The 12,138-nt window shown below is 53.5% G+C and carries 12 protein-coding genes and 1 pseudogene; 7 read left to right on the top strand and 6 right to left on the bottom strand.

All coding sequences use genetic code 11. The features are described 5' to 3' along the window. The coding region (locus tag GSP01_RS14975) for a hypothetical protein (protein ID WP_218023668.1) at nt 1-182 on the top strand (182 nt) is incomplete at its 5' end. Between the two features lie 9 nt (nt 183-191). Next, the gene (locus tag GSP01_RS13520) at nt 192-557 is read left to right on the top strand and encodes a hypothetical protein (protein ID WP_141354346.1); all 366 of its coding nucleotides are present in this window, start codon (nt 192-194) and stop codon (nt 555-557) included. A 322-nt stretch (nt 558-879) separates the two neighbouring features. On the opposite strand, the gene GSP01_RS13525 is transcribed toward GSP01_RS13520, so the two are convergent. From GSP01_RS13525 to folE, 5 genes are read right to left on the bottom strand one after another with little or no spacing between them, the layout of a single operon-like run. After that, entirely contained in the window at nt 880-1,440 is a 561-nt protein-coding gene (locus GSP01_RS13525) for an LbetaH domain-containing protein (RefSeq protein WP_141354364.1), read from the bottom strand. 17 nt (nt 1,441-1,457) lie between these two features. Further along, complete coding sequence (locus GSP01_RS13530) at nt 1,458-2,621, bottom strand: S-(hydroxymethyl)glutathione dehydrogenase/class III alcohol dehydrogenase (protein ID WP_141354348.1); 1,164 nt, start codon at nt 2,619-2,621, stop codon at nt 1,458-1,460. Between the two features lie 36 nt (nt 2,622-2,657). Beyond that, nucleotides 2,658-3,887 carry a zinc metallochaperone GTPase ZigA gene (gene zigA / locus GSP01_RS13535; protein WP_141354366.1) on the bottom strand — a complete coding sequence of 410 codons (1,230 nt, stop codon included), beginning with the start codon at nt 3,885-3,887 and terminating at the stop codon, nt 2,658-2,660. 13 nt (nt 3,888-3,900) lie between these two features. Beyond that, the gene (gene hisI / locus GSP01_RS13540; protein WP_141354350.1) at nt 3,901-4,407 is read right to left on the bottom strand and encodes a phosphoribosyl-AMP cyclohydrolase; all 507 of its coding nucleotides are present in this window, start codon (nt 4,405-4,407) and stop codon (nt 3,901-3,903) included. Next, on the bottom strand, nt 4,407-5,006 hold the full coding sequence (folE, locus tag GSP01_RS13545) for a GTP cyclohydrolase I FolE (RefSeq protein ID WP_228123929.1): 600 nt from the start codon (nt 5,004-5,006) through the stop codon (nt 4,407-4,409). Before folE ends, hisI begins: the two co-directional genes overlap by 1 nt. A gap of 93 nt (nt 5,007-5,099) precedes the next feature. On the opposite strand from folE, the gene GSP01_RS13550 reads away from it, so the two are divergent. From GSP01_RS13550 to GSP01_RS13570, 5 genes are all read left to right on the top strand, one after another. Next, nucleotides 5,100-5,801 carry a DUF1826 domain-containing protein gene (locus GSP01_RS13550; RefSeq protein WP_141354354.1) on the top strand — a complete coding sequence of 234 codons (702 nt, stop codon included), beginning with the start codon at nt 5,100-5,102 and terminating at the stop codon, nt 5,799-5,801. A gap of 11 nt (nt 5,802-5,812) precedes the next feature. After that, nucleotides 5,813-6,295: a Fur family transcriptional regulator gene (locus GSP01_RS13555; RefSeq protein WP_228123936.1), complete on the top strand. Its 483-nt coding sequence runs from the start codon at nt 5,813-5,815 to the stop codon at nt 6,293-6,295. Between the two features lie 91 nt (nt 6,296-6,386). Continuing rightward, on the top strand, nt 6,387-8,204 hold the full coding sequence (thrS, locus tag GSP01_RS13560) for a threonine--tRNA ligase (RefSeq protein ID WP_373862366.1): 1,818 nt from the start codon (nt 6,387-6,389) through the stop codon (nt 8,202-8,204). Between the two features lie 355 nt (nt 8,205-8,559). Beyond that, nucleotides 8,560-10,647: a S46 family peptidase gene (locus tag GSP01_RS13565; protein WP_141354360.1), complete on the top strand. Its 2,088-nt coding sequence runs from the start codon at nt 8,560-8,562 to the stop codon at nt 10,645-10,647. A gap of 18 nt (nt 10,648-10,665) precedes the next feature. Continuing rightward, nucleotides 10,666-11,169 carry a molybdenum cofactor synthesis domain-containing protein gene (locus GSP01_RS13570; protein WP_141354362.1) on the top strand — a complete coding sequence of 168 codons (504 nt, stop codon included), beginning with the start codon at nt 10,666-10,668 and terminating at the stop codon, nt 11,167-11,169. A gap of 162 nt (nt 11,170-11,331) precedes the next feature. On the opposite strand, the pseudogene GSP01_RS13575 reads toward GSP01_RS13570, so the two are convergent. Further along, nucleotides 11,332-12,138, bottom strand: a pseudogene (locus GSP01_RS13575) (transposase); the annotation flags it as partial.

A 12,138-nucleotide genomic window follows, 5' to 3' on the forward strand; every position in this document is an offset into this window, starting at 1 on the left:
AGATTTCCACAATCAAATCAATGGGTCCTGAGCCTAATCATTTTTTTCGTGTAGCGATCAATACTCGGTCAGCACGCACCGGCGTTAACACAAGGATCGCACTGAACGATATCGTTACAACGTATAACAATGCAGCGGCATGCACGGCGTTGGAAGAAAACAAACGCCCCACAGGATTCTGAGCGGGCACCATGTATATCATTCACGTGCGAGCCGAAACGCCAGATATCCGTTCGTTCAGACGACGCCCGCTGGTAGGTGAACGGCTTCCCTTCCGTTTTATCGCCGATCATCATATGCGTATTTGCAGCCCAGTTGCTATGGTCGCCGCGGCGCTTGTATTGTGTGATGAACTCGGGACTTCATCTGAACGGATCGCCTGTGAATCGTTCGGCGGCGTTCTGTCGCACGGAGATAGCCTGCCGGACACCAAGGAATATCTGATCAGCTTCTCGCTATCGGGCACAACCTACACTGCAAAGGGAACGCAGAGCGTGCTCGGCATCGTCATTCAAAAGGGTGTCAGATTGGATACGGGTTGCGTGGCAGAGACTTAGGTGGACGCTTCAAAGTCAAGCTCATAAAAGGCACCATCACAGCCGGTTGCGAAGTCGGTCTATCGGCGGCAGACAAGAAGGCGGGCTACATCCTGGCGTGTCAGGCAAAACCTCGTGGGTCACTGCTCATGGTACGATAGTGTCCACTTAGCAGATGATCGCCAGATATGCGGTTCCAACTGGATTTTTTGGCGCCCGTGGTGTTCACCGAACCGACAAGCCGGAGGGCTCTAAAAAAACCTCCGGTTTTTCTAGGAGAATAAGGTCCCCATTCAGCCAAAATTGGTTCGTACCTCTTTAATTGCGTCCCTTGACGGGAGTTTTAAAGTTGATTGGCGATACGTCGATAGGAGTGTGCCAGACTAACATTCATCTCCGCGACGCTCTCAGAAAATGCCGTCGCATCCTGAGTGACCTGCGTAATCGTCAATAGATCTGTATTCGAATGAATTGTTGTCGTGGACGGAATATAAAACTGCTCCGGCAAGACGCAGTCTTCGACAACGGAATTATGCCTCACAACGCAGCCACGCTCGACGGTGCAGTTGAAGATCACGGAATTGAAGCCAATGAATACCTCGTCTCCAACAGCGCAAGGACCGTGAATGATCGAGCGATGTGCAATGGACGTGCGCGACCCGATCGTCACGGCCGCACCATCTTTTGAGTGGATGACAACACCATCCTGAATGTTTGATCCGCTCCCGATCAGGATGGGTTCGACATGGCCATTTTCATCGGCTTCATCGGCACGAATGACGGCATAAGGACCGATGAACACATTGTCCTCGACAATCACATGACCGCACAGGATCGCGGTCGGATCGACAAAGGCACTTTCAGAAATCACGGGAAAATCACCACGTGGATTAGGTCTCAGCATAGCCACGTTTCATCTCCTTAAAGATCATTCAGAATGACGCCAGGCAGGTTATTCGACAGGGTTTCGCCCGGCTGATAGTGCATGACAGAGCGAATGGCCTCTCCCCGATGCAGAAGGTCAAATGCCGTATTGATCCGATCATGAGTCATGTTGTGGGTGATGTAAGGGTCAACGCTAAACTTCCCCGCCAGCCATTCATCGACCATACCGGGTAACTGCGAACGCCCTTTTACCCCTCCAAAGGCCGTGCCCCGCCAGACCCGTCCCGTGATCAGCTGGAAAGGCCGCGTCGAGATCTCCTCGCCAGCCCCAGCGACACCGATGACTGTGCATTCACCCCAGCCTTTATGGCAACACTCAAGGGCCGCTCGCATGACATCGACCCGACCGATCGCCTCAAAGGAATAATCCACGCCGCCACCCGTCATCTCCACGATAACTTTCTGGATTGGATCGGTATGATCGGTCGGATTGACGAGATCGGTCGCCCCCAGATTTCGGGCCAGCAGGAACTTTGCCGGATTGGTGTCGATGCCGATGATCCTTGCAGCACCGGCCATGACAGCCCCCTGAATGACGGCCATGCCGATCGCACCGAGACCAAAGACGGCCACAGTCGATCCCGCTTCCACTTTCGCGGCGTTCCGCACGGCCCCCATACCTGTCGGGACGGCGCACCCCATGACGCTGGCTTTCGCAAGCGGTGCCTCTTTTGTGATCTTCGCCACGGCAATTTCGGGCAGCACGGTATATTCGCTGAACGTGCTGGTGCCCATGTAATGAAAGATCTGGCGGCCCTTGTATGAAAAACGGCTGGTGCCGTCTGGCATCAGACCGAGCGCCTGTGTCTTGCGGATAGTCGAGCAGAGATTGGTTTTGCCCGAACGGATCATCGGGCAGTTCGGGTCTTCGGGAATATAGAGCGGAATGACATGATCACCCGGAGCGACAGAGGTAACACCTTTACCCACATCCTCGACGATCCCCACCCCTTCGTGACCAAGAATACATGGAAAACGTCCTTCCGGATCATGTCCCGACAGGGTAAACATATCCGTATGACACAGGCTCGTGGTCACGATACGGACCAGAACCTCGCCGTCTTTCGGGCCTTCGAGATCAACCAGATCGATCTCAAGCGGCATGTTAGGTTCCCACGCAATTGCAGCTCGGGTTTTCATGAAAATATTCCTCAATAATAGCGTGTGGTAATTCGTTCAGGTCGACTCAAGGCTTTCCGACTGGCGACGCCAAAGCGGAAAGGGATCAGGGAGGCGTGCATAGCGTGACGGCTCAAAAGGGGTGTCTCCGAGATCTGGAACAAGACAGGCATCAAGTTCCTGCCGAAGTCCGGATTCATCCATATCTCCATTGCCGATGAAGACGATTTCCTGACGACGGTCGCCGAAGACCGGATCCCAGTTTCCCAATACGAAGTCCCGCCACTGATCAGTATCCGGCCACTGATTTTTCGGGATCGCCGCCCACCATAGCCCCATCGCCTCGCTTCGAACCAGAGCTCCAGCCTGACTCATTTCACCTACCCAATCCGGGCGCGTAGCTAACCAGAAATGGCCCTTGGCGCGTACGACGCCAGGCCAGTTCCGATCGAGGAAGGCTTGGAATTTCGCCGGTTCGAACGGACGGCGCGCACGATAGACAAAATTACGAATGCCATATTCGTCTGTTTCAGGAACATGACTGGAAAAGCCGTAAAGTTCCTTGAACCACAACGGATGCTGATGTGCCTTGTCGTAATCGAAACGGCCTGTATACAGGATCCGCTCAACAGGAACAGACCCCATGTCGGTCTCGATGATATCAGCGTCCGAATTCAACGCACGAATGATCTGCCTCGCCGCATCAACCTGATCCGATGTAGCGGTGGAGACTTTGTTGATCACCACGACATCCGCAAACTCGATCTGCTGGACGAGCAGATCGACCAGGGCACGCTCGTCGTCCTCCCCGGCCGTTTCACCCCGATCCTTCAGAAAATCGCTGGAAGAATAATCGCGCAGGAGATTGACCGCATCAACGACCGTCACCATCGTATCCAGCCGTGCGATATCGCTCAGGCTGACGCCATTCTCGTCACGAAACTCAAACGTTGCGGCTACGGGCAGCGGCTCCGCAATGCCGGTGGATTCAATGAGCAGATAATCGAATTTCCGCTCCTCTGCGAGCCTCCGCACTTCCTGCAACAAATCGTCGCGCAGCGTGCAGCAAATGCAGCCATTGGTCATTTCAACCAGCTTTTCATCGGTACGCGACAGATTGCTGCCGCCCTCGCGCACCAGAGCGGCGTCAATATTGACCTCGCTCATATCATTCACGATCACCGCGACCTTATAGCCCTGACGGTTATTCAATACATGATTGAGCAAGGTCGTCTTGCCCGCGCCAAGAAAGCCGGACAGCACGGTAACGGGAAGTTGGTCGTTCATGGGGATTTTTCCTCTAAAGCTTTGTCGGGTTTGGGGCGTCGCCATAGACGGCGAGCGGATCGAATATTTTGTGCGTTTCGCAAAAGAGGAGTGCTGCCGATGATGACGGAATGCCTTCCTCAGAAGTGAGATCAACACGCCGATAAAAACAGCTTCGATAACCCACATGGCAGTTCGCTCCTGTGCCCGCAGTGTGAACGCGCAGCCAGATCGCGTCCTGATCGTCGTCGATCCGCATTTCGAGGACATGCTGGACCAGCCCGCTCGTGGCGCCCTTTCGCCAGAGGCACTGGCGGCTTCGGCTCCAGTAATGTGCCTCATGGGTTGCGATCGTGCGTGCGAGCGCCTCTGCGTTCATGACGCCAACCATCATGACATCACCGCTTTCTGCGTCCGTTGTGACCACGGTCAGCAGTCCGCTGGCGTCGAAACGTGGGGCGAGATCACTCCCCTCCTCAACCTGCTCAATTGAGACGCGCGACCCAAACGCCGTTGACACAGAAGATACAGTTGTGCCCATCACATGCCTCCCATTCCCGCCATGGCGAAGAACTGGCGACGCAAGGGTTCCGACGTCTCGAACTCGCCCAGCAGGCGGCTGGTGACCATGCTCACACCCGGCTTATGCACCCCACGGGTGGTCATGCACTGATGAGCCGCATCGATCACGACCGCGACGCCCCGCGGTTGAAGCACGCTCTGGATTGTATCCGCGATCTGGGCCGTCAGTTTTTCCTGGATCTGTAGACGATGAGCGAAGACGTCCACGAGACGCGCCAGCTTACTAATGCCAACCACCCGCCTGTCGGGCAGATACGCCACATGCGCCTTACCGATCAGCGGAATGATATGATGCTCGCAATGGGATTCCAGACAGATATCGCGTAGCACCACCATCTCGTTGTAGTTACCGCTCTCCTCGAAGGTCCGCTCCAGAAGAGCGACCGGGTCGTCCTGATATCCCTCGAAAAACTCCTCATAGGCCCGCACCACGCGGTCAGGCGTACCGACAAGCCCCTCACGATCAGGATCATCACCGGTCCAGGCGAGCAGGGTTCGCACCGCCTCTTCCGCCTGAGCACGGGTCGGCCGGGTTCTCACTTGCCGTGGAATGTCCATCAGTGTGTCCATTGAGGTTTATCTGCTATTGACTATGTTATGTTATAACGTAACCATAAGGACGTTCGCCACCTATCGTCAAGCTCGGGAACCATGCCCCCTCCCTCACAGCAACATCCCGTCTCATCGGATATGACCGTACGCGCACCGCAAGAAAGCCTCGGCGCCGTGCTGTTCATGGAGAGCTGGCCCGCACCAACGATCGACCCACCGGAAAACAGCAGGATGGGCCGTCTTGCACCGCATGTGGTCGCCTGTGCCCACGCGACAGTCGTGATGGATCTGCAGCGACCGGATGTCGATATGGTCGTGTGGGGACGCAGGGTTCCAGCAACCTGGGAAGGAGCTCTCACAAGCTGCTCACAAGCCCCATCTGCTCTCACTCTCTCCGGCACACCTTCAGAAATCTCAGATTCCCTTGTAAACCCGGCTTTGCAGCAGGATTGGTCTCCGCTCATCCTGACTGATGTCAGGGACCTATCCGCACTGTTCGGTGCGCTGACAGGAGGCGTCCGGCAGCACATCCAGCTAATAACGCCATCCCGTGGGGAGACTGCGTTCGAGTTGCCCCCCGATGCACTTCGGCTGATCTGCGCCTATGGAAGCGCCGGACCAGAATGGTGCGGCAGTCAAAATCCAAAGAGTGGTATTGTCAGTGCCCTGACACCGTTCGCGGTAGCGTTCATTAAAGGTGCGGCTGAAGGCAAACTCGGATGCCTTCATCGTCTCCCGGAAAATGCCGCAAACGGCGCAAGACTGGGGCCGGTTCTCGTGATGGATACAGTTTCGCGATGAAAGAACGCGTCATGCCGCCGTCCGAAGGCGCGTCACAAGTTTGCGGTACCCGCAAAGACCATACCACGTCCTTACGAAATAATGTGCTTGACGCGTTGACAGAGGCAGATGTCCCACTCTCGGCTTACGACATCCTTCGGTGTGTCAGTCATCCGGATTGCGGGCGGATTGCTCCGACTACAATTTATCGGGCTCTCGGAAAGCTGATTGCCAGCGGGTTAGTGGGACGGCTCGAAAGCCGAAATGCCTTCGTCCGGATCCGGGCAAGCGACCCCTCTCGCCTTGTCTACTGTATCTGCGACCAGTGTGGTGCCGCGCAAGCAGTGGAAAATACACTATCCTGTCAATTTATAGACGCTGCGGCCGAGACCCTTGGATTTCAGATCCGGCATCGGGTCATCGAAATCCAGGGCGTCTGCGCACGATGCAGCGTCTGCCCGTCTTTCTTGCCGACACAACAAAAGCACAAGCTTCCGACACGCGCGCCCAAATGAACCGCGGCCCCTCGCCGCTCTTCTCCGTTAAGGCTCTCTCATGTTATCGACCACCATCTCTTCCCGTCCTTCATCCCATCAACCAAAGGATATGCTTGCCTGTCGTGTGGACGGAATTATCAACGATCTCTCCTCCACAGCTGGTGACCAACTGGCTGATCCTGTCTTCCGTTCAGACACCGAGGCGCTTTCCCTGATCCGCCATGACACAGCGCATGTCCTTGCGCAGGCCGTCAGTGAACTGTTTCCCAATACCGCGCTCGCGACAGGACCCGCCACGGAGCAGGGATTTTTCTACGATTTCGCGGCTGAGCACGCTTTTACTGATGACGACCTCATCCGGATCGAATCCCGCATGCACGAGATCATTGATCGTGATGAAACAATCGTCAGGGAAGAATGGGATCGCGAGAGAGCGCTGTCCTGGTGCAGGGAGAATGGACAGCCCTACAAGGCCGAGATCATCATGTCCCTGCCTGCTGATGCCACCCTGAGCTTTTATCGACAAGGCAACTTCGTCGATCTCTGCCGAGGGCCACATCTCGTCAGCACAGGACAGATCGGACACGCCTTTCGACTTCTCGGTACGGCTGGTGCCTACTGGAAAGGTGATCGCAGCAATCCAATGCTGCAGAGGATTCACGGAACGGCCTGTCGTGATGCCGACGAACTCGCCGCGTGGGAGCAACGTCAGGAAGCAGCAGCACGGCGTGATCATCGTCGTCTCGGGCGCGAGATGGATCTGTTCCATTTCCAGGCCGAAGCTCCAGGCGCGGTGTTCTGGCATCCGAACGGCTGGACACTGTTCCAGACCCTGCTCGCTTATCTGCGCGAACGTCAGAAGACCGAGAACTATGTGGAGATCAATACACCCGACATCATGGATCTGTCGCTCTGGCAGGCCTCCGGCCATTGGGAAAAATTCGGCGAGAACATGTTCACCACCGAAACCGAAGGCCGCATCTATGCCCTCAAACCCATGAACTGTCCTGGTGGCGTGCAGGTTTTCCGCCAAGGCCTGAAGAGCTATCGCGACCTGCCCCTGCGGATGGCCGAATTCGGCAAAGTCCATCGCTTTGAACCGTCAGGAGCGTTGCATGGCCTGATGCGCGTACGTGCATTCACGCAGGATGACGCACATATTTTCTGTACACCGGAACAGATGGAGGCCGAGACGCAGCGCATCTGTCATCTCGTGCTTTCGATCTATAAGACTTTTGGTTTCGATGACGTCCATATCAAATTCTCCGACCGGCCTGAAAAACGTATTGGATCGGACGAGATCTGGGATCGCTCGGAAGAAGCGTTACAGCGCGGGGTCGAAGCTTCAGGTCTCTCCTACACACGCAATCGAGGAGAAGGCGCCTTTTACGGTCCCAAGCTGGAGTTCGTACTACGTGATGCAATCGGCCGGGACTGGCAGTGCGGTACCGTTCAGGTCGATCTCAATCTACCTCAGCGTCTGGACGCGCATTATATCGGTGCGGATGGGGAAAAACATCCGCCCGTCATGCTGCACCGCGCCCTGTTCGGTTCGCTGGAACGCTTTATCGGCATTCTCCTTGAACACCATGCCGGCCACCTGCCTTTCTGGCTTGCACCCATTCAGGTCGTGGTGGCAACAATCACCGGCGCTGCGGACGATTACGCAGTCGATTTAATTAAAGCGCTCCGCCAACGTGGAGTCCGTGCAGAGCCCGATTTGCGCAATGAAAAAATCGCTTACAAAATCCGCGAACACAGCCTCGCGAAAGTACCCATGTTGCTGATCGTCGGGAAGAAGGAAGCACAAGGAGGGACCGTGTCCATCCGGGAATATGGAAGCTCAGAAACACCAATTTTGGACATGGAATCCGCTATCAATTTAATCTCCAAAGCATCAGAGTCTCGTTTGGCGCAAGTCTTTTAGCTTATCGATACGATTGCTTTGGTTGTGAGACATCACCGGGATAAATGATTATACGAACAGCATTTCCCATCATTTCTGCATCGCTAACTGCTTCCCGGCGTCGATTGCTGAAGCCTAATCGATACATAGAAACGCTTGCTTATTTCTGCGCGACTGAAGTCCGGGATCGAATACGTTAGTCTCATGCTTGACGAACATTGAGAGGTAGAATTATTTGTTATGTTATAACATAATTTAGGCTGCCAATATAAGGATTTTAGATACACGTTAATAAACTAACAGGAGCTATCTGAATGTAAAACGATCAAAGAGTTGTATTGCCGTGTCTTTTAATGTCCTTAGGTTGGATTTATTTATGAGAAAAAAATCAATTTTATTTGCGGTTATTCCTGCATTTATTGGATCCGCTCAGGCTGAAGAAGGCATGTGGACGTTTGATCATTTGCCTGTTCGTCAGATGAAGCAGCAATATGGGTTTGAACCCTCTGTAGAATGGATTAACCATGTCATTCAGTCGTCGGCACGCTTGGCAGAAGGCTGCTCTGCCTCGTTCGTATCAGGTGATGGTTTGGTAATGACAAATCATCATTGTGCCAATACGTGTCTCACGGATCTGTCTGACAAAAATCACGATTATTTTCATGATGGTTTCTCGGCTCCAGAGGTCTCAAAAGAGCCTCAGTGTCCGGGAATGGAACTGGATCGTCTGGATCAGGTGAAAGATGTAACGGGCCGTGTCGCAGAAATGACCGCAGGAAAACATGGAGCGGAATATGCCAAGGCTTTGCAGGTTGCCAATAGTGTCCTGACCAAGGAATGCGCGGTGGGTGATGCCTCACACTGGCGTTGCGATGTCGTGACACTCTATCATGGTGGACAGACGGCGCTTTATCGCTACCGCCGTTATCAAGATGTCCGTCTCGTGATGGCGCCGGATCAGGATATAGCATTCTTTGGTGGTGATCCCGATAACTTTACATTCCCGCGGTATGATATTGATCTATCGATGCTGCGGGTGTTTGAAGACGACAAGCCGGTTCATACGCCGTTTTTTAAATTCGATCCAAAGGGCCCCAAGGCTGGGGATCTGGTTTTCACATCCGGAAACCCGGGACGCACACAACGGTCCCTTCCGGCCAGCGCCTTGACATTTCAACGAGATGTCAGCCTGCCAACCATTATTGCTGCCTATTCGACCCTTGAAGGAGCGCTGTGGCAGTATTCCAGAGAAAGCAAGCCCCACCTAATTGACGCGCAAAATACGCTTTTCGGTGTTCAGAACGCACTGAAATCTCTGTCTGGTACAGCAAAGGCTTTGCGTGAACCTGATATAATAGAAAAGCGCAAGGCGGAAGATCAAGCCCTTCAGGCGTGGATTGACGCAGATGCAGAACGTCGCAAGACTTATGGTGAGCCTTACAAAAAAGTGGAAGCCGCTCTTGCTGTGCAGCGTCAGTATTATGTGCATGATTTTGCCATAACACGCACAGTCCATGGTCTGCTGGGGGACGCTGTTATGCTGGTGTCAGCGGCGCATGAACGAAAGAAGCCAGATACAGAGCGTCGGGCCGGTTACCATGATGCGGAATTAGCCGCACTTGAAACCGAGATCGCTGCGAAAGTGCCGGTGCATACTGAATTGGAAACTACGACTTTGGCGTTAGGTATGACGACCATGCGCCAGATACTGGGGGAGGATGATGCAGCGGTCCATCTGATTCTGGGAACAAAAAGCCCGGATGAGCGCGCCTTAGAACTGATTAAGGGCACGAAACTGGCGGATCCCGCAGAGCGTCTTGCGCTTTACAAAGGTGGCGTAAAAGCCATTGAAGCATCCAAAGATCCAATGATCGTTCTGGCACGTCACTTACAGCCGGTTCTGGACACGATCCGCAATCGCAGCCGTGACCAGATTGAAGCACCGATGCACGAGGCCCAGGGTACGATTGCACGGGCCCAGTTCGCGCGTGCTCAGGCAGAAGGAAAGGCCGATACACTTTATCCGGACGCCACGTTCTCGCCGCGACTGTCTTACGGCACAGTTAAAGGCTTCCAGGATGACCCAAAGGCCATTGCACCCTTCACGGATTTTGCAGGGATGTACAAACATGCAACGGGCAGTGATCCGTTCCGCCTGCCGCAAGTCTGGTTGGATGCGAAGCCACATCTAAACCTCTCTACGAAGCTTGATTATGTGTCGACCAATGACATTGTCGGCGGCAATTCAGGCTCCCCTGTTATTAACCGTCAAGGCGATGTCGTTGGCCTGATTTTTGACGGTAACCTCGATAGCCTGGCGGGCGATCTTTATTACGACATCGAGCGCAATCGTGCTGTTTCCACGGATACAAGTGCCATCATGGCTGCGTTGAGGACAGTGTATCACGCTGATGCTCTTGCGGATGAACTTGAGTCGGGGAAGCTAAAGTCGCGTCCGGAATAAAAGTAGAAAGATAATAACTTGAACAACTCTATACCCGTTCGGATTGCAATTCTCACCATTTCGGATAGTCGGAATTTAGAAACCGACATTTCCGGTAAGATCTTGGCCGACAGAGTCACAGAAGCAGGGCATGTTCTTGTGGATAGGTCCATTGAAATAGATGACATCGATAAGATTACTGATGCTCTCAATCTCATGATCGATAATAAGGATGTTGATGTCATGATTACTACAGGAGGAACTGGATTAACCAAACGAGATGTCACTCCAGAAGCATTCCATCTCGTCATAGACAAATGCATTCCCGGTTTTGGAGAGTTGTTTCGAATGTTGTCTTATAAAAAGATAGGGACCTCTACAATACAATCGAGAGCAATGGCGGGAGTTTCCCGTGGGAAATTACTATTTGCTCTTCCCGGATCACCAGGTGCAGTGAAAGATGGGTGGGATGATATTTTAAAAAACCAGCTAAATAGCAATCATAAGCCGTGTAGTTTTGTCGATATTATTTCAAGGATATGAGAAAAATTATGTGGGAGGATCGAAAAACCGTTAATTGATGTCCATGGTTTTGATTTGGTGCCTTGGGCGTGCTGATTAACGGTTTTCGTGGGCGCTTTTGATCTGTATTTTGAGCAGATCGAATGTTGTCCCCCTCTGGATGACTACACACTCGCGCTCGGATCTTTCGAGTAAGAGAAAACGGCGCATATTGTAGACGATATTGGCCAGGCCGATCCTCATGGTGTCCCGGGTGATACCGATAGTTCGGACGAACAGACCCATTTGCGATTTCTGACCGGCAAAGGCATGTTCGACACGCGAGCGGATGACCGACTTTCCAGCATTCGATTTCTGGATATGTTGGGGCATAGGCTTGAGATGCGGCTTTTTTCTGTGAACCTTTAAGACAAAACCCTGCTTTTCCATGAAGTCTTCGTTGGCTTTATCCAGCTGCCCCTCTCTCAATCGCGCGCCATCACTGGCGGCGGCACCTGTTGTTTTCCATTTCCCGGTGAACCGATACTTCCGATCGATGGAAACATGCGATCTATAGTCAAAGGACGGGATGGCGAGATCGCTGAATGGCATGGTTCCATCTTCCTGCCGCTTCGCTTTGGTGAACTTGCACGACGGTCCTTGTGCGACAGCTTTGACTGCTTGTCCTGCCACTCCTGTTGGATCCGTCCTTCCCGCAGATCGTTTTTCTCTGCGTTGGTGTTCCGCTGCTTTGGAGCAGCCACCAGTGTGGCATCCAGGACCTGGCCCGACATCGGCAGATAGCTCGCGTTCCGCAGAGTTGCATCAAAGCGCTCGAACAGCTTCTAAACGGCTCCAGCCTCGATCAGACGTTCGCGAAACAGCCAGACCGTTTTGGCATCAGGCACCCGGTCCGACAGTCCCAGACCGAGGAAACGCATGAAGGACAGGCGGTCGTTGATCAGATACTCTGTCTGTTCATCGGACAAATTGTTCAGCGTCTGGATCAGC

Source organism: Gluconobacter sphaericus NBRC 12467 (assembly GCF_006539125.1).
GTDB classification, from domain to species: Bacteria; Pseudomonadota; Alphaproteobacteria; order Acetobacterales; family Acetobacteraceae; genus Gluconobacter; species Gluconobacter sphaericus.